The 18,411-nt window shown below is 68.4% G+C and carries 14 protein-coding genes; 8 read left to right on the plus strand and 6 right to left on the minus strand.

Features of this window, described 5'->3' with window-relative positions; genetic code table 11:
- Positions 1-39 precede the first annotated feature (39 nt).
- The 5 genes from ACIBK5_RS12285 to ACIBK5_RS12305 all read left to right on the plus strand — a co-directional run bounded on the left by ACIBK5_RS12285 (position 40) and on the right by ACIBK5_RS12305 (position 10,279).
- Positions 40-870, plus strand: coding sequence for a DUF1396 domain-containing protein (locus tag ACIBK5_RS12285; protein WP_399018760.1), 831 nt, complete (start codon positions 40-42; stop codon positions 868-870).
- Between the two features lie 321 nt (positions 871-1,191).
- The gene (rplJ, locus tag ACIBK5_RS12290) at positions 1,192-1,722 is read left to right on the plus strand and encodes a 50S ribosomal protein L10 (protein ID WP_215119470.1); all 531 of its coding nucleotides are present in this window, start codon (positions 1,192-1,194) and stop codon (positions 1,720-1,722) included.
- Positions 1,723-1,836: 114 nt separating this feature from the next.
- A complete protein-coding gene (gene rplL / locus ACIBK5_RS12295; protein ID WP_189728713.1) occupies positions 1,837-2,226 on the plus strand; it encodes a 50S ribosomal protein L7/L12 in 390 nt (129 codons plus the stop codon).
- Between the two features lie 573 nt (positions 2,227-2,799).
- Complete coding sequence (gene rpoB, locus ACIBK5_RS12300) at positions 2,800-6,285, plus strand: DNA-directed RNA polymerase subunit beta (RefSeq protein ID WP_189728715.1); 3,486 nt, start codon at positions 2,800-2,802, stop codon at positions 6,283-6,285.
- A 94-nt stretch (positions 6,286-6,379) separates the two neighbouring features.
- Positions 6,380-10,279, plus strand: a complete 3,900-nt coding sequence (locus ACIBK5_RS12305) for a DNA-directed RNA polymerase subunit beta' (RefSeq protein WP_399018763.1) — start codon at positions 6,380-6,382, stop codon at positions 10,277-10,279.
- A gap of 54 nt (positions 10,280-10,333) precedes the next feature.
- On the opposite strand, the gene ACIBK5_RS12310 is transcribed toward ACIBK5_RS12305, so the two are convergent.
- The 6 genes from ACIBK5_RS12310 to ACIBK5_RS12335 form a co-directional block, all read right to left on the minus strand.
- Positions 10,334-11,284, minus strand: coding sequence for a M48 family metalloprotease (locus ACIBK5_RS12310; protein ID WP_399018765.1), 951 nt, complete (start codon positions 11,282-11,284; stop codon positions 10,334-10,336).
- A gap of 44 nt (positions 11,285-11,328) precedes the next feature.
- Positions 11,329-11,835 (minus strand): Pycsar system effector family protein, encoded by a 507-nt coding sequence (locus ACIBK5_RS12315; RefSeq protein ID WP_399018766.1) that lies wholly within the window; start codon positions 11,833-11,835, stop codon positions 11,329-11,331.
- Positions 11,832-12,740, minus strand: a complete 909-nt coding sequence (locus ACIBK5_RS12320; protein ID WP_399018768.1) for a hypothetical protein — start codon at positions 12,738-12,740, stop codon at positions 11,832-11,834. The genes ACIBK5_RS12315 and ACIBK5_RS12320 overlap by 4 nt, the downstream gene beginning before the upstream one ends.
- A 20-nt stretch (positions 12,741-12,760) precedes the next feature.
- Complete coding sequence (locus tag ACIBK5_RS12325; RefSeq protein ID WP_399018770.1) at positions 12,761-14,863, minus strand: hypothetical protein; 2,103 nt, start codon at positions 14,861-14,863, stop codon at positions 12,761-12,763.
- Positions 14,860-15,600: a hypothetical protein gene (locus ACIBK5_RS12330; RefSeq protein ID WP_399018772.1), complete on the minus strand. Its 741-nt coding sequence runs from the start codon at positions 15,598-15,600 to the stop codon at positions 14,860-14,862. Before ACIBK5_RS12330 ends, ACIBK5_RS12325 begins: the two co-directional genes overlap by 4 nt.
- Positions 15,601-15,752: 152 nt before the next feature.
- A complete protein-coding gene (locus ACIBK5_RS12335) occupies positions 15,753-16,457 on the minus strand; it encodes a Crp/Fnr family transcriptional regulator (protein ID WP_399018773.1) in 705 nt (234 codons plus the stop codon).
- A 263-nt stretch (positions 16,458-16,720) separates the two neighbouring features.
- On the opposite strand from ACIBK5_RS12335, the gene ACIBK5_RS12340 reads away from it, so the two are divergent.
- The 3 genes from ACIBK5_RS12340 to rpsG all read left to right on the plus strand — a co-directional run bounded on the left by ACIBK5_RS12340 (position 16,721) and on the right by rpsG (position 18,380).
- On the plus strand, positions 16,721-17,185 hold the full coding sequence (locus ACIBK5_RS12340) for a DUF1707 and DUF4190 domain-containing protein (RefSeq protein ID WP_399019194.1): 465 nt from the start codon (positions 16,721-16,723) through the stop codon (positions 17,183-17,185).
- Positions 17,186-17,535: 350 nt separating this feature from the next.
- Entirely contained in the window at positions 17,536-17,907 is a 372-nt protein-coding gene (gene rpsL / locus ACIBK5_RS12345; protein ID WP_003948652.1) for a 30S ribosomal protein S12, read from the plus strand.
- Between the two features lie 2 nt (positions 17,908-17,909).
- Positions 17,910-18,380: a 30S ribosomal protein S7 gene (gene rpsG, locus ACIBK5_RS12350; RefSeq protein WP_003992340.1), complete on the plus strand. Its 471-nt coding sequence runs from the start codon at positions 17,910-17,912 to the stop codon at positions 18,378-18,380.
- Positions 18,381-18,411: the final 31 nt, after the last annotated feature.

The raw sequence follows: 18,411 nt of genomic DNA on the forward strand, positions 1-18,411 counted from the left end.
CTTGCTGTGAAGCAAGTCTGCATTCCTTGGGGGGAATCAATGAAGACATCCATACCCACCGCCGGCCTGGGCGCGCTGCTTCTCGCCGTCGGCGCGGTCGGCTGCGGATCCGAGCAGTCGCCGGAGATGACGCCCGCGGCCGCCGTAGCCAAGGCCGCGAAGAACACGGAGGACATCACGTCCCTCCGGTACCGCCTGAGTGGCACGAGCCCGGGCGAGGGCCGGGTCAAGGGCGAGGCGTCGATGCGCATGAAGCCCACGATCGCCATGAGCATGAAGATGACGGCACCCGACAAGGGAGCCACCGAGGCCGTGGAGATCCGCCTCGTCGACAAGGCCATGTACCTCGGTGGGGGAGCCGAGATGGCCAAGGAGATGGACGGCAAGCGCTGGATGAAGTTCGACCTGTCCGGATCCGAGGCCGGCAAGGATCTCGACAAGATGGGCAGCAGCACGAGCCAGGCCGACCAGAACCCCGCGGACCAGTCCGCCTTCCTCACGGGCGCCAAGGACGTGAAGGAGGTCGGCTCCGAGAAGGTCGAGGGCGTCGAGACGACCCACTACTCGGGCACGGTCACCCTGGCTGACCTGCGCGCCTCCCTCAAGGACGCCAAGGCGGACACTCGCAAGCAGCGCGAGAAGAGCATCAAGCAGTTCGAGAAGCTCGGCGTCGACAAGCTCACGATGGACATGTGGATCGACGGTGACGACCACACCAAGCAGTTCCGCATGAAGGGCGATGCCGACAAGGGCCCGCTCGACATGACCATCACCTTCCTCGACTACAACAAGCCGGTGGACGTCAAGGCGCCGCCCGCCAACGAGGTCGCCGACCTCGCCGGCATGTTCAAGGAGCTGGAGCAGGGCTGATCCGGCCCCGCTTCGCCGGTCGTACGACGGAGCCGTACGGGCGGATTTGCTTGACGGCGATCCGTTCCCGTACCCTCCTGTAGAAGCCAAAGACCGCTGGTCGTTACCGCGTGCTCGGAAGAGGGCGTGGTGGCCGAAGGATCCGCTGAACGGCGGACGACCCGCGCAGGTGACACTGGAAGAGCTCCTGGATTTCGCCGCCTCGTGCGGACTGAGAACCGGTCGAGCTACGCCCCGTGCGCTTGCGCCGGGGCGTTTCGTTTTCCCCAGTCCTCCTTCGGGTCCGCGCGGTCCGAATCACCCGGAAGGAGGCCGAGGCTCATGGCGAGGCCTGACAAGGTCGATGCCGTCGAGGAGATGCGGGACAAGTTCCGCAACTCCAACGGTGCCGTCGTCACCGCGTACACCGGTCTCACCGTGGCGCAGCTGCAGCAGCTGCGTCGTTCACTCGGTGAGAACGCTAACTACCGTGTGGCGAAGAACACGCTGACCAAGATTGCGGCCAATGAGGCCGGGATCAACACGATCGACGACCTCTTCACGGGTTCGTCGGCCGTCGCCTTCGTGACCGGTGACCCGGTCGAGGCGGCGAAGGGTCTCCGTGACTTCGCCAAGGACAACCCCAACCTCGTCATCAAGGGCGGTGTCCTTGACGGCAAGGCGCTGTCCGCCGACGACATCAAGAAGCTTGCGGACCTCGAGTCCCGCGAGGTTCTGCTCTCCAAGCTGGCCGGTGCCATGAAGGGCAAGCAGTCCCAGGCTGCTTCCGTCTTCCAGGCGCTGCCGTCGAAGCTCGTCCGCACCGTGGACGCGCTCCGTGCCAAGCAGGACGAGCAGGGCGGTGCCGAGTAACTCGGCTCGCATCCCGGTCCCCGCTGCCTGAACGCGGAGACCGTCGCGGGCCAGACGTACGCCCGCCTCACATGTACATCCGGCACCTGCCGATTTAGTGGAAGGACCGCCATCATGGCGAAGCTCAGCCAGGACGACCTGCTCGCCCAGTTCGAAGAGATGACCCTCATCGAGCTCTCCGAGTTCGTGAAGGCCTTCGAGGAGAAGTTCGACGTCACCGCCGCCGCTGCCGCGCCGGTCGTCGTCGCCGGTGGTGCCGCTGGTGGCGCCGCCGCCGAGGCCGCCGAGGAGCAGGACGAGTTCGACGTCATCCTCACCGGTGCCGGCGACAAGAAGATCCAGGTCATCAAGGTCGTGCGTGAGCTGACCTCCCTGGGTCTGAAGGAGGCCAAGGACCTCGTGGACGGCGCCCCGAAGCCCGTCCTCGAGAAGGTCGCCAAGGACGCCGCCGAGAAGGCCGCCGAGTCCCTCAAGGGCGCCGGCGCCTCCGTCGAGGTCAAGTAAGACCCCTCGGATCCGACAGGATCCACGACACGTCCGGCTGGACGTGTAACGCGTAAGCGCGGAAGAGCGATCATCCATCCGGGTGGTCGCTCTTCGGCGTTCCCGGGGTCCGGCCACGGTTGCCTTGCACCCTCAGTGACGGGGGGTATGGTGATCTTCGTCGTGTCTCCGGGCAGCCCCGGTTCGGGCAGGGGGGCCTTGACGAACCGCACGCAGCGCGCAATTCTCAGGACGCGTCGTCACAAGGATCCGTATCCGAGGCATGGATCGACGACGAAGAGGGCAGTATCAACGTGCGTTGAGGGCAGCGCCTTGTCGCAGGAGTGGAACAACGAGGGTCAACACGGGCGTGAAAACCCGGACTGGACATCAGTGTGCCAAGTGGCTACACTGACCCTTTGCGCTGCCTGTTAGCTGTCCCCTGCCCGTCACCAGGGGTCTGCCCTCACTCGAGCATCGATGACAAGACCTGTCTGACCTGGCCTTTTGGCCGGACCGACTCGGCTTGTCTCTGTGTACGGGAGAGGGGCCGGTACGCGCGTAGTGAGTCCGAGCCCTCGGAAGGACCCCCTCTTGGCCGCCTCGCGCAACGCCTCGACCGCGAATACGAACAACGCCGCCAGCACTGCCCCGCTGCGCATCTCTTTTGCAAAGATCAAGGAGCCTCTCGAGGTTCCGAACCTGCTCGCGCTGCAGACCGAGAGCTTCGACTGGCTGCTCGGCAACACCGCTTGGCAGAGTCGGGTCGAGGAGGCTCTGGACAGCGGTCAGGACGTCCCCACCAAGTCCGGTCTGGAGGAGATCTTCGAGGAGATCTCCCCGATCGAGGACTTCAGCGGGTCGATGTCGCTGACCTTCCGTGACCACCGCTTCGAGCCGCCGAAGAACTCGATCGACGAGTGCAAGGAGCGCGACTTCACGTACGCGGCTCCGCTCTTCGTCACCGCCGAGTTCACCAACAACGAGACCGGCGAGATCAAGTCCCAGACCGTCTTCATGGGCGACTTCCCGCTCATGACGAACAAGGGCACCTTCGTCATCAACGGCACCGAGCGTGTCGTGGTGTCGCAGCTGGTCCGTTCGCCCGGTGTCTACTTCGACTCCTCGATCGACAAGACGTCCGACAAGGACATCTTCTCCGCCAAGGTCATCCCGTCCCGCGGTGCCTGGCTGGAGCTGGAGATCGACAAGCGCGACATGGTCGGTGTCCGCATCGACCGCAAGCGCAAGCAGTCCGTCACCGTTCTGCTCAAGGCTCTCGGTTGGACGACCGAGCAGATCCTGGAGGAGTTCGGCGAGTACGAGTCCATGCGCGCCACCCTGGAGAAGGACCACACCCAGGGCCAGGACGACGCGCTGCTCGACATCTACCGCAAGCTGCGTCCGGGCGAGCCCCCCACGCGTGAGGCCGCGCAGACGCTCCTTGAGAACCTGTACTTCAACCCCAAGCGCTACGACCTCGCCAAGGTCGGCCGCTACAAGGTCAACAAGAAGCTGGGCGCGGACGCTCCGCTCGACGCCGGCATCCTGACCGTCGAGGACGTCATCTCGACGATCAAGTACCTGGTGAAGCTGCACGCGGGCGAGACCGAGACGGTCGGCGACAGCGGTACCTCGATCGTCGTCGAGACCGACGACATCGACCACTTCGGCAACCGCCGTCTGCGCAGCGTCGGCGAGCTCATCCAGAACCAGGTCCGTACGGGTCTGGCGCGTATGGAGCGTGTCGTCCGCGAGCGGATGACGACCCAGGACGTCGAGGCGATCACGCCGCAGACCCTGATCAACATCCGGCCGGTCGTCGCCTCCATCAAGGAGTTCTTCGGCACCAGCCAGCTGTCGCAGTTCATGGACCAGAACAACCCGCTGTCGGGTCTGACGCACAAGCGTCGTCTCTCGGCTCTGGGTCCCGGTGGTCTGTCCCGTGAGCGGGCCGGCTTCGAGGTCCGTGACGTGCACCCCTCGCACTACGGCCGCATGTGCCCGATCGAGACGCCCGAAGGCCCGAACATCGGTCTGATCGGCTCGCTCGCCTCCTACGGCCGGGTCAACGCGTTCGGTTTCGTCGAGACCCCGTACCGCAAGGTCTTCGAGGGCCAGGTCACCGACGACGTCGACTACCTGACCGCCGACGAGGAGGACCGCTTCGTCATCGCGCAGGCCAACGCGCCGCTGACGGACGACCTCCGCTTCGCCGAGGCCCGTGTGCTCGTCCGCCGTAAGGGTGGCGAGGTCGACTACGTCACCGGTGAAGACGTGGACTACATGGACGTCTCGCCGCGCCAGATGGTGTCGGTCGCGACCGCCATGATCCCCTTCCTCGAGCACGACGACGCCAACCGTGCCCTCATGGGCGCGAACATGATGCGTCAGGCCGTGCCGCTGATTAAGTCCGAGGCCCCGCTCGTCGGCACCGGCATGGAGTACCGCTCCGCCGCCGACGCCGGCGACGTGGTCAAGGCCGAGAAGCCGGGTGTGGTCCAGGAGGTCTCCGCGGACTACATCACCACCGCCAACGACGACGGCACGTACATCACGTACCGCCTGGCCAAGTTCGCCCGTTCCAACCAGGGCACCTCGGTCAACCAGAAGGTCATCGTCAACGAGGGCGACCGGATCATCGAGGGCCAGATCCTCGCCGACGGTCCGGCCACCCAGCACGGCGAGATGGCGCTGGGCAAGAACCTGCTCGTGGCGTTCATGCCGTGGGAGGGTCACAACTACGAGGACGCGATCATCCTGTCGCAGCGCCTCGTGCAGGACGACGTCCTCTCCTCGATCCACATCGAGGAGCACGAGGTCGACGCCCGTGACACCAAGCTCGGCCCCGAGGAGATCACCCGGGACATCCCGAACGTCTCCGAGGAGGTCCTCGCCGACCTCGACGAGCGCGGCATCATCCGTATCGGTGCCGAGGTCATCGCCGGTGACATCCTCGTCGGCAAGGTCACGCCCAAGGGTGAGACCGAGCTGACGCCCGAGGAGCGCCTGCTGCGCGCGATCTTCGGTGAGAAGGCCCGTGAGGTCCGTGACACCTCGCTGAAGGTGCCGCACGGCGAGACCGGCAAGGTCATCGGCGTCCGCGTCTTCGACCGCGAGGAGGGCGACGAGCTTCCCCCCGGTGTGAACCAGCTGGTGCGCGTCTACGTCGCACAGAAGCGCAAGATCACCGACGGTGACAAGCTCGCCGGCCGCCACGGCAACAAGGGCGTCATCTCGAAGATCCTGCCGATCGAGGACATGCCGTTCCTGGAGGACGGCACCCCGGTCGACATCATCCTCAACCCGCTCGGTGTGCCGTCCCGAATGAACCCGGGTCAGGTCCTGGAGATCCACCTCGGCTGGCTCGCCAGCCGCGGCTGGGACGTCTCCGGTCTCGCGGACGACTGGGCGCAGCGCCTCCAGGCCATCGAGGCCGACAAGGTCGAGCCCGGCACCAACGTCGCCACCCCCGTCTTCGACGGTGCGCGTGAGGACGAGCTGGCGGGTCTGCTGAACCACACGATCCCGAACCGCGACGGCGAGCGCATGGTGCTCCCGACCGGTAAGGCGCCGCTGTTCGACGGCCGTTCCGGCGAGCCGTTCCCGGAGCCGATCTCGGTCGGCTACATGTACATCCTGAAGCTGCACCACCTGGTCGACGACAAGCTCCACGCCCGTTCGACCGGTCCGTACTCGATGATCACCCAGCAGCCGCTGGGTGGTAAGGCCCAGTTCGGTGGCCAGCGCTTCGGTGAGATGGAGGTGTGGGCGCTGGAGGCTTACGGCGCCGCGTACGCCCTCCAGGAGCTGCTGACCATCAAGTCCGACGACGTCACCGGCCGCGTGAAGGTCTACGAGGCCATCGTCAAGGGCGAGAACATTCCCGAGCCCGGCATCCCCGAGTCCTTCAAGGTGCTCATCAAGGAGATGCAGTCCCTGTGCCTCAACGTGGAGGTGCTGTCCTCGGACGGCATGTCCATCGAGATGCGCGACACCGACGAGGACGTCTTCCGCGCTGCGGAGGAGCTTGGCATCGACCTGTCCCGGCGCGAGCCGAGCAGCGTCGAAGAGGTCTGACGGGAGTTCGGAGGCCTTCGTCATGAAGGCCTCCGGCCCCAGGACCCCCGTATCAGACCCCATGACTTACAACCCTGAGAGGGATTGACGCATAGTGCTCGACGTCAACTTCTTCGACGAGCTCCGGATCGGTCTGGCTACCGCTGACGACATCCGTCAGTGGAGCCACGGCGAGGTCAAGAAGCCCGAGACCATCAACTACCGCACCCTCAAGCCCGAGAAGGACGGACTCTTCTGCGAGAAGATCTTCGGTCCGACCCGGGACTGGGAGTGCTACTGCGGCAAGTACAAGCGCGTCCGCTTCAAGGGCATCATCTGTGAGCGCTGTGGCGTCGAGGTCACCCGCGCCAAGGTGCGTCGTGAGCGGATGGGCCACATCGAGCTGGCCGCGCCCGTCACGCACATCTGGTACTTCAAGGGCGTCCCGTCGCGTCTGGGCTACCTGCTCGACCTCGCCCCGAAGGACCTGGAGAAGGTCATCTACTTCGCGGCGTACATGATCACGTACGTCGACGAGGAGCGCCGTACGCGCGACCTGCCCTCGCTGGAGGCCCACGTCTCCGTCGAGCGCCAGCAGGTCGAGCAGCGCCGCGACGCCGACCTGGAGGCCCGGGCCAAGAAGCTCGAGACCGACCTGGCCGAGCTGGAGGCCGAGGGCGCCAAGGCCGACGTGCGCCGCAAGGTGCGCGAGGGTGCCGAGCGCGAGATGAAGCAGCTGCGCGACCGTGCGCAGCGCGAGATCGACCGTCTCGACGAGGTGTGGAACCGCTTCAAGAACCTCAAGGTCCAGGACCTCGAGGGCGACGAGCTGCTCTACCGCGAGCTGCGTGACCGCTTCGGCACGTACTTCGACGGCTCGATGGGTGCCGCGGCGCTGCAGAAGCGCCTGGAGTCCTTCGACCTCGACGAGGAGGCCGAGAAGCTCCGCGAGATCATCCGCACCGGCAAGGGCCAGAAGAAGACCCGTGCGCTCAAGCGCCTGAAGGTCGTCTCCGCGTTCCTGCAGACCAGCAACAGCCCCAAGGGCATGGTGCTCGACTGCGTGCCGGTCATCCCGCCGGACCTTCGCCCGATGGTGCAGCTGGACGGTGGCCGCTTCGCGACCTCCGACCTGAACGACCTGTACCGCCGTGTGATCAACCGGAACAACCGACTGAAGCGCCTTCTCGACCTCGGTGCGCCCGAGATCATCGTGAACAACGAGAAGCGCATGCTCCAGGAGGCCGTCGACGCGCTGTTCGACAACGGCCGTCGTGGCCGTCCGGTCACCGGTCCCGGCAACCGCCCGCTGAAGTCCCTCAGCGACATGCTGAAGGGTAAGCAGGGCCGCTTCCGTCAGAACCTGCTCGGTAAGCGTGTGGACTACTCCGCGCGTTCCGTGATCGTCGTCGGTCCGCAGCTGAAGCTGCACCAGTGCGGTCTGCCGAAGGCGATGGCGCTGGAGCTCTTCAAGCCGTTCGTGATGAAGCGTCTGGTCGACCTGAACCACGCGCAGAACATCAAGAGCGCCAAGCGCATGGTCGAGCGCGGCCGCACGGTCGTGTACGACGTGCTGGAAGAGGTCATCGCGGAGCACCCGGTTCTGCTGAACCGTGCGCCCACGCTGCACCGCCTCGGCATCCAGGCCTTCGAGCCGCAGCTGGTCGAGGGCAAGGCCATTCAGATCCACCCGCTCGTCTGCACCGCGTTCAACGCGGACTTCGACGGTGACCAGATGGCCGTGCACCTGCCGCTCTCCGCGGAGGCGCAGGCCGAGGCCCGCATCCTGATGCTGTCCTCGAACAACATCCTCAAGCCCGCCGACGGCCGTCCGGTGACGATGCCGACCCAGGACATGGTCCTCGGTCTGTTCTTCCTCACCACCGACGGCGAGATGCGCGACCTCAAGGGCGAGGGCCGTTCCTTCGCCTCGGTCGCCGAGGCGATCATGGCCTTCGACGCGGGCGAGCTGTCGCTCCAGTCGAAGATCGACGTCCGCTTCCCGGTCGGCACCATCCCGCCGCGTGGCTGGATGCCGCCGGCGCGTGAGGAGGGCGAGCCCGAGTGGCAGCAGGGTGACAGCTTCCGGCTGAACACCACCCTGGGCCGCGCGCTCTTCAACGAGCTGCTGCCCGAGGACTACCCGTTCGTCGACTACGAGGTCGGCAAGAAGCAGCTCTCCGAGATCGTCAACGACCTCGCCGAGCGCTACCCCAAGGTCATCGTGGCGGCGACGCTCGACAACCTGAAGGCGGCCGGCTTCTACTGGGCGACCCGCTCCGGCGTCACCGTGGCCATCTCCGACGTCGTCGTTCCCGAGGCGAAGAAGGAGATCGTCCGCGGCTACGAGGCGCAGGACGAGAAGGTCCAGAAGCAGTACGAGCGCGGTCTGATCACCAAGGACGAGCGCACGCAGGAGCTCATCGCGATCTGGACCAAGGCGACCAACGAGGTCGCCGAGGCGATGAACGACAACTTCCCGAAGACCAACCCGATCTTCATGATGGTGAACTCGGGTGCACGAGGCAACATGATGCAGATGCGTCAGATCGCCGGTATGCGTGGTCTGGTGTCGAACGCGAAGAACGAGACGATCCCGCGTCCGATCAAGGCGTCGTTCCGTGAGGGCCTGTCCGTGCTGGAGTACTTCATCTCCACGCACGGTGCCCGTAAGGGTCTGGCGGACACCGCTCTGCGTACCGCCGACTCGGGTTACCTCACCCGTCGTCTGGTCGACGTCTCCCAGGACGTCATCATCCGCGAGGAGGACTGCGGCACCGAGCGCGGTCTGAAGCTGCGGATCGCCTCGAAGGACGAGGCCGGTGTCCTGCGCAAGGCCGAGGACGTCGAGACCAGCGTCTACGCCCGCATGCTCGCCCAGGACGTCGTCATCGACGGCAAGGTGATCGCGCCGGCCAACGTGGACCTGGGCGACGTGCTCATCGACCAGCTCGTGCACCACGGTGTCGAGGAGGTCAAGACCCGCTCGATCCTGACCTGCGAGTCGCACGTCGGCACCTGTGCCATGTGCTACGGCCGTTCGCTGGCCACCGGCAAGCTGGTCGACATCGGTGAGGCGGTCGGCATCATCGCCGCCCAGTCCATCGGTGAGCCCGGCACCCAGCTGACGATGCGTACCTTCCACACCGGTGGTGTGGCCGGTGACGACATCACCCAGGGTCTGCCGCGTGTCGTCGAGCTCTTCGAGGCCCGTACCCCGAAGGGTGTCGCCCCGATCTCCGAGGCCTCCGGCCGCGTCCGGATCGAGGAGACCGAGAAGACCAAGAAGCTCGTCGTCACCCCGGACGACGGCAGCGACGAGACGGCGTTCCCGATCTCGAAGCGTGCCCGTCTCCTGGTCAGCGAGGGCGAGCACGTCGAGGTGGGCCAGAAGCTCACCGTGGGTGCCACCAACCCGCACGACGTGCTGCGCATCCTGGGTCAGCGTGCCGTCCAGGTCCACCTGGTCGGCGAGGTCCAGAAGGTCTACAACTCGCAGGGTGTGTCGATCCACGACAAGCACATCGAGATCATCATCCGGCAGATGCTCCGCCGTGTGACGATCATCGAGTCCGGCGACGCCGAGCTGCTGCCCGGCGAGCTGGTCGAGCGCTCGAAGTTCGAGACCGAGAACCGTCGTGTGGTCCAGGAGGGCGGTCACCCGGCCTCCGGTCGTCCGCAGCTGATGGGTATCACCAAGGCCTCGCTGGCGACGGAATCCTGGCTGTCGGCCGCCTCCTTCCAGGAGACGACCCGAGTCCTGACGGACGCGGCGATCAACGCCAAGTCCGACAGCCTCATCGGCCTCAAGGAGAACGTCATCATCGGTAAGCTCATCCCGGCCGGTACGGGTCTGTCCCGCTACCGCAACATCCGGGTCGAGCCGACCGAGGAGGCCAAGGCCGCGATGTACTCGGCCGTCGGCTACGACGACATCGACTACTCGCCGTTCGGCACGGGCTCCGGCCAGGCCGTTCCGCTGGAGGACTACGACTACGGTCCGTACAACCAGTAAGCGAGTCGCTTGAACCGGAGGGCGGTCACCTTGGGGTGGCCGCCCTTCGGCGTGTCAGCGCCGGCTGTCCAGATGGGCCTGCAAGCGGTGGAGCCGGGTGTGCACATCGGGGTGCGAGTCGAGCAGCCGCGTGATCATCCCGCCTTTCGCGAAGGCGAGGCCCGGGGCGGTGGCCGTGGCCTCCCGTTCGCGCTCCTGGTGCAGTACGGCCATGAGCTGGGGCGCGAAGCCGAGCCCCGCCGCGTGCTCGTCGGCCCGCAGCTCGGACCGCCGGGCGACCGCGGCCACCAGATAGGGCGTCGCCAACGGCAGGAAGATCAGCCCGTACGTGGCGGTCGCCAGCGCGATGAGAACGGCCCCGGCCACGCCGATCAGCACGGCGGCCGCACCCGTCGGGAGCCGGCCCAGCCGGGTGCACAGCAGGAGCAGCAGCCGCCAGGCGAGCCGGGCGGGCAGCGCGTACCAGAGGGACAGCAGCGAGGCCCACGCGTGTCCCCGCGTGTGATGCCCGAGTTCGTGGGCGAGGACCCCGGCGAGCTGGCCGGGTGTCAGCGTCCGCAGCGAGTGACGGGTCACGCCGACGATATGACCGGCCGCCGCCAGGGCGTTGATCTCGTCGCTCTCCTCCATCCAGAGTTGATAGGCGCTCGCGTCCACTCCGGCCCGGGCGGTCACCTCGCGCCAGACGGGCCGCAGCCGCCTGTCCTCCTCCGGTGTGGGGTAGCGCAGGCCGAACAGCCAACGGGCCAGGAGCCGTTCGCACGGCCGGTGGAAGACCAGGGCTCCGCTCAGGACCCAGCAGCCGAAGAGAAGCCACCAGGGCAGCTCGCTGAGGTGGCCCAGGGCGTAGGACAGGACGAAGACGACGGCCAGGCTGGCGGTGACGTGGGGGAGGTGCAGCGCCAGCGCGCCAAGGGCGGTGAGGTCCGCCCCGCGCCGGCGGGCGGCTATGTGGATCCGGCCGGGGCGGCGGGGGAGGTCGTCGTCGGGGACCGGTGCGGACATGGGCATGGGCCTTCCTTCCCGTGCGGGGGACAGAGCGGCGTGGTTCAGGCGAGGAGCATCGATCCGGGCAGCAGGACCGCCGAGCAGCCGAACGAGACCAGTCCGGTCCGGATCCAGAAGTGCTTGCGGGCGGCGATGCCGCTCGTCTCGGCGAGAGCGAGCAGCAGGCCACGAGCGGGGTCGCGGCCGGTGTCCGCCAGGGCCGTGGTGAGCCGCCCCTCGGCTGCGGCCCGTCGTACGTCGCCGAAGTAGGTGAGCGGGCTGCCGGGCGTCCAGCGGCTGCTCCGGTAGCGGGGCACGACCGCGAGCAGGAGGGCGAACAGCGCGACGACCAGGGACGTCGCCCCGGCCCACCACAGCACGGCCGCGGGCGCGGGAAGCCGGCCGGGAGTCCAGTCGCGGTCGGCCAGGAGCGCGGCGAGCATGCCCCCAGAGATGCCCAGGGCGCCGACGAGCACGGTGGCCTTGGCGTCGGCGCGGGCGATCTCGCCGCGGAGATCGGCGAGCAGCTGGACGCCCGCCCGCACGCCGGAATCGTCCGACGAGGTCATGTGCCCGACTCCGGATCGTCCTCGGGCGGGGCGGACGGGTCCGTGGTCCGCAGGATGACCTTCATCCGCTCGGCGATGAGCTTGTGGGGCTCGTCGAGCTGGTAGCCCTCCAGCTGCTTGCTGTCCAAGGCCTGGTTGATCAGGTTCACCTGGGTGTCCAGCAGCCTGTTCTGGCCCGACTGGAGATGCTCCAGGACGAGCCGGGTCTCCTCCGGGTGCGCCGCCAGGTGCAGGGCGAGCGCGGCGGTACCGCCCCTGGCCAGGGTGAGTTCGTAGAACCTGATCTGCTCGGCCCTGCGCTCGGCATCGTAGGTGTCGCGGAGCCGGGTCGCCTCGTGCTCCGGCTTCGCGGCCTCCACCTCGTGCCGGGCGGTCCGCAGACGGTCCTGGTGGGATCGCTCGGTGGCGTCGCGGCGCAGGCGTATCGAGCAGGTGACGTGCAGGCCCTGGGCGCGGCCGAGCGAGGTCGCCTCCCGCACCGCCCGCTGTACGGCCCGCTCCGCCTCCGCGCTCGCGTCGATCGGGTGATGGCGGCCGGCGTCCCGCATCAGCGGCAGCAGCTCCCGGGTGAGCAGGCCGGGTACGTCCCGCTCCTGGCTGCGGACGAAGAGCGCCGGGTGGCTGACCCGCCAGCCGACGTCGGCCGTGACCTCGAACTCGAAGCTGTCGACCAGGCTGGGCAGGAGCACGTCCAGCTGGAAGGCGTGCGGGTCCGTGTCCACCTCGTACACGGCGACGTACCGCCGCATCGACGCGGGACGGTCGGGCGGCGGGAAGGTCTCGTACGCGCCCTTTCGGGTCACACACACCAGGGCGTGGTCGATGCGGCCCGTGAAGCGGCGGCCGCCGAGGTGGAAGCGCGGCAGCTGCCAGACGGTGCGGACGGGATCGGTGTCGTGGTCCATGGTCGGCCTCCGTAGGCGGGTCAGTCGAGGGCGAGGCGCTTGCGCAGCCGGTCAGCGGCCGGTGTGACGGCTCCCCTGGAGTCGCGGACCGTGCCCAGCAGATGGCTGACGCGCCGCCGGTTGGTGGGCGTGGCGACGAGGGCGCCGAGCAGCGAGGCGAGGGCCGACTCGGTCTCCGGGTCGTCGTCGGCATGGCGCACCCAGCCGCGCAGGACGCCGAGGGCCTTCGGGTTGTGCGTCCGGTCGGTGAGCAGCCCGTCCCAGTACGCGGCCAGCTGCCGGGCGGCCGTCGGGTCCTCGGCTGCCGCGGACCGCGCGTACCAGGCGAGGACGGGCGGACGGTCGCTGTCGTCGTCCTTCGTCTGCCGGCAGGCCTGGAGGAAGGCGAGCAGGGCGTGCGGGCGGACGCGGTCGGTGCGGCGGAGTTCGGTCAGGGCGGCCAGTACCGGGTCCCGTACGGCGAGGAGGAGGAGTTCGAGGGCGTCGGCGAGCTGCCGGGCCTCCTCCGATGGCTCCCCGTCCTCCTGGACGCTCCCGGCCTCGTCGGGCGGCGGCCGGTGCATGGCGTCCACGAGTGCCGCCAGGGTCTCCTCGTGGTGCACCGGCCCCAGGAGGCCGTAGGCACGGATGGCCGTCCAGCGACGGCTCTCCACGTCCCCGACGCACCAGTCGTGCAGGATCCGGGAGACGGCCGGCACGTCCAGCAGCTGGGTCATGGTGAGGGCGTTGGCCGCGGTCAGCCAGGCATGCGGCTTACGGCCGTCCGCCCATGGCTCGATGAGGTGGGCCATGGCGGACGACAGATCGGCCTTGGCCAGCAGCGCGGCGGCCGACGCCGCCCGGGTCCGCACCAGAGGGCGGCGGTCGTCGGCCAGCTTGCGGATCCACTCCGCGAAGGCAGGGCGGGCGGACGGATGGAGGTTCCACACCTCCTCCAGCAGCATCGGAGCCGTCCGCTCGTCCCGGAACGCGGCGCAGAACCTGCCCTCCAGGGAACCCCACTCGGTGACCTCCGCGGTCGCATAGCCGTCGGCGTGCGCGAGCCGGAGCCGCTCCTCGCGGGAGCTGCCGAAGACGGGGATGGACGGCCGGATGTTCGGATCCTGGATGTCGTGCAGGCGTACGAAGAGGCCGTCGGCGAGCTCGGCCGTCACCGCGTACGGCGCCTTGTCGAAGACGGCGAGGGAGACGAGAAACGCCTTGTCGCGCAGTTCGGGCTTCTCCTCGGTGAGCCAGCGGGTCACCTGGGTCGCCACGGCCGTCTCGCCGAAGGCGGCGAGCCGTGCCTCGTCGATCTCGCCGCGCTGGTGCGCGACGAGCTCCAGCGCGAACCGCCTGATCGCCTCGGGCCGGTGATGCCGGGTGAGGAACTCCTTCACCGCTGTGAGTCCGCACAGTTCCGGCCAGGCGGACTCACCGGTCGCCGGCGTGACATGGGCGTGCAGCAGGTCCTCGGCCGACGGCGGCTCCCACCGTACGGAGGGCAGGTCGCCCAGCGCCGCCGAGGGCTCGACGGTGATCACCAGACGGGCCTGAGCGCGCTCCAACCGCTCTCGAAGAGAGTGCAGTTGGGCCTCGCGCAGGAGACGCTTCCGGGTGACGGGCAAATCGCACAGGACGTAGCCGGCCGAGGCGTCCACCTGGTCGGCCAGCTCCGGGAACGACGCGGGGGGATCGAGGGAGCGCAACCGCCCGGCGCCCGACCGGTGCAGCAGCATCAGCGCGGCGGTACGACGGCCTGTCTCGCGTCCGCCGGACAGGATGACGAGCCTGTCGTCCCGCAGGCGCTTCAGGGCCTCGTCAAAGCTCTGGCAGCCACGGAAGACGCCCTCCAGCTCCTCGACCTCCGACGGTGGAATCGGCCCGGACAGCGTGCGACGTGCCTCTGCCCGGCCTCCGAAGTGGAAGTGCTGGTCGCCGTGGTGCGTGCCGCCTGTCTGACCGAACTGGTCCCGGGCGACGAGAGTGGAGACGAAGTCCGGGGCGTGCGCGATCAGGTCCCGGCGCGCGGCCCACGCCTCCTGCCTCGGCTGTTCCTCGGCCGCCTCGTCCCGCTGCTTCTTCTCGCCGTCCTGCGCTTCGGCCGGATGCGTCGCGTCGGCCGCCGCTTCCTCCTGGCTCATCGGCGCTCGTCCCGGGCCCGGCCGGTGAAGTCGAAGTGCTGGCCGCCGTGGAGTGTGCCGCCCGCCTGACCGTACTGATCGCCGTAGACGCGGACGTCGGAGCGCTGGGGGGCTGGCGCGTCCTGGCCTGAGGCGTCGGCGGGGGCTTCGGACGAGCTCGGCGTGCTGCCCGGCTCCCCGTGCACCCAGGCCACCGTGGGCCCCTCCTTCGTCCCCACGGTCACCCGGTGGAACTCCTCCGGCCGCACGCCCAGCGGGCCGTGCCGTACCACTCCCTGGTAGATCCCTTCCGACACGCACAGCACGCAGTCGGACTCGCGCTGCTTCAGGGCGTCGCGCAGGGGGTCGGAGTTCAGCAGGCGGACCGCGTGGTTGAGGTCGGAGCCGACCCAGCCGTCGAGTTCGTCGACGGCGACGTAGCCCGAGGACAGGACGATGCGCAGCCGCATACGGGCGCTGGTCGCCAGGAGGCGGTTCTTGTTGTGGAGGAGGGCGGGGGTCTCGGTCAGAAGTGTCTTGATCAGGGCGGGTACGGGGACCGCGGTGTCGATCAGCTCCATGACGGAGTCGCCGCGGTCGGCGCGCAGCCGGGCCGTCTCGTCGACGGCGGCGTCGAGCAGGGTCGTGTCGACGACGTCGTACAGGACGCGTCGCAGGAACGCCTGTTCCACGTCGTCGCGCGATCCGTACTGCTCGATGTCGAAGAGGAGGATCGTGCGGTACACGGGGTCGGTCATGGCTGCCTCTCGCACGTCGGTGTCCGTCGTCCAGCACGATGGCGGGTCGCGGGCGGGCGCCGGAGGGCCGATGACACGGACGGAATGTGACCGTGTGCATGGAACGGCGGGCGGGGATGTGCGTCAGGCGGAGGCTTCGCCGGCCATGTGCGTCAGGCGGAGGCTTCGCCCGCTATGCGGCGCAGTACGTCGGGGCGGAGTACGACGATGCGGCGGCGCCGGGTGGCGACGACCTGCCGGTCCCGCAGCTCCTTGAGGAGCCGGGCCACCGCCTCGCGGGAGGAGCCCACGGAACCGGCGAACTCCTGCTGGCTGAGCCCGATGGTGAGCTCGACGCCCTCGTCCGTCCGGCTGCCGTGCGTGCGCACCAGTTCGAGCAGCAGGACGGCCAGCCGCTCGCGCACGGTCAGCGCGGCCCATTCCAGCCGGCGGCGGTCGGTCGACCGCTGCCGGTCCGTGGACAGGCTCAGCAGGTGCAGTGCCACCCGGGCGTGGTCCGAGACGAACGTGGTGAAACGGTTCTGGTCGATGACGACCGCCTCGACCGGCTCCAGGGCCGTCACCGTCGCAGAGCGGCCGCGGCCGCTGAGGGCCGCGCCCTCGCCGATGATGTCGCCGGGGCCGCGCAGGGCGAGCAGCGCCTCGTAGCCGTTGGCGGCGATCGCCGTGACCTTGGTCCAGCCGTGCAGGAGGAGCAGGACATGGGCCGAGGGCTCGTCCTGGTGCAGGATGACGCCCCGGGCCCGGTAGCCGAGGGGGCGGCCGATGGCGAGCAGGGCGGCGCGGTCCTCCCGCTCCAGCCGGGCGAGGAAGGGGACGCCGTCGTCGTCCCACGCGCGTGTCTGCCCCCCGGTCATCCCGCCGCCCCCGCGTTCACCCGTGCCGATGCCTGCCCTCTACAGGCGTCGTCGTACAGGCGTCAACGTACTTGAAATGACCATGGGAGAAACGGGCGACATTCGGCCGCGTGGCTGACGTGCGGTGCCTCGCCCCGGGCACACCGATGCCGGAAGCGTCCCCTCGGCGCATCATGGAAGGACTCGGGTTCCCGGGGAGGTACTCCGTGTCGCAGCCGCCCTATCCCTCCTGGCACCCCTGGCAGGGCGCCGGCCCACCGTCCATGCTCGCCTCCCACGCCGACCGGGAGCGGGCCGTGGACGTGCTCAGAGCCGGGTTCGGCGAGGGGCGGATGGAGCGGGACGAGTTCGAGAAGCGGGTGGCGCGGGCGTACGGGGCCCGGACCGTGGGGGAGCTGGCGCTGCTCGTCGCGGACCTGCCGCAGGGGCCCGTGCCGCAGTCGGCCGGTGTTGTGCCCGTGCCGCGGACGTTCCTGCCGGTGCCGCGGCCCGCGACGAACGGGAAGGCGGTCGCGGCGGGCGTGTGCGGTCTGCTGTGTGTGCCGACGATGGGGCTGACCGGGATCCCGGCCGTCGTGCTGGGGCACGTGGCGCGGGCCGAGATCCGCAGCCGGGGCGAGCTGGGGGACGGGCTCGCGCTGACCGGGCTGGTGCTCGGATGGTTGTCCACGGCGGGCTGGGCACTCGTCCTGGTGTTGCTGACGGTGGTGTCCATCGCGGCGGGCTGAACGGCGGGCTGAACAGCGGGCTGAACGGCCGGTTGAACCGTCGGCCGAACGGCCGGTTGAATGGCTGGCTGAACGGCCTGGGGCCTTGACATGCTCCGCATAACCATGCGGGCGGCACCCATTTGTTTTGACCGCAGCGAATGCGATAGGTACGCTCAGACCTTGTGCCTGGGGTGTGCCCTGGCTCTCGTGCGTGCCATCAACCGCATCGCGAGCTGTTACCGGCCACCGCAATCTGCGCTTCTTTCTGCCTCGCGGCGGGAGTCCGCGGGATTCGACACACCCGACCGCGTGGGTCGGCGACGTTCCAGGTTAGCTTCACCATTCGGCACACAGAAACCGGAGAAGTAGTGCCTACGATCCAGCAGCTGGTCCGTAAGGGCCGGCAGGACAAGGTCGAGAAGAACAAGACGCCCGCACTCGAGGGTTCCCCTCAGCGTCGTGGCGTCTGCACGCGTGTGTTCACGACCACCCCGAAGAAGCCGAACTCGGCCCTGCGTAAGGTCGCGCGTGTGCGTCTGACCAGCGGGATCGAGGTCACCGCTTACATTCCGGGTGAGGGACACAACCTGCAGGAGCACTCCATCGTGCTCGTGCGCGGCGGCCGTGTGAAGGACCTGCCGGGTGTTCGCTACAAGATCATCCGCGGCTCGCTCGACACCCAGGGTGTCAAGAACCGCAAGCAGGCCCGCAGCCGCTACGGCGCCAAGAAGGAGAAGTAAGAATGCCTCGTAAGGGCCCCGCCCCGAAGCGCCCGGTCATCATCGACCCGGTCTACGGTTCTCCTCTGGTGACCTCCCTCATCAACAAGGTGCTGCTGAACGGCAAGCGCTCCACCGCCGAGCGCATCGTCTACGGCGCCATGGAGGGTCTGCGTGAGAAGACGGGCAACGACCCGATCATCACGCTGAAGCGCGCACTGGAAAACATCAAGCCGACCCTCGAGGTCAAGTCCCGCCGTGTCGGTGGTGCGACGTACCAGGTTCCGATCGAGGTCAAGCCCGGTCGTGCCAACACGCTCGCGCTGCGCTGGCTGGTCGGTTACTCCCGCGCCCGTCGCGAGAAGACCATGACCGAGCGTCTGCTCAACGAGCTTCTCGACGCCTCCAACGGCCTTGGTGCCGCTGTGAAGAAGCGCGAGGACACCCACAAGATGGCCGAGTCCAACAAGGCCTTCGCGCACTACCGCTGGTAGTCGCTACCCACATCGAGACCGAGAGAAGACT

Origin of the sequence: Streptomyces sp. NPDC050546, from assembly GCF_044457425.1 — a bacterium.
Lineage (GTDB): Bacteria > Actinomycetota > Actinomycetes > Streptomycetales > Streptomycetaceae > Streptomyces.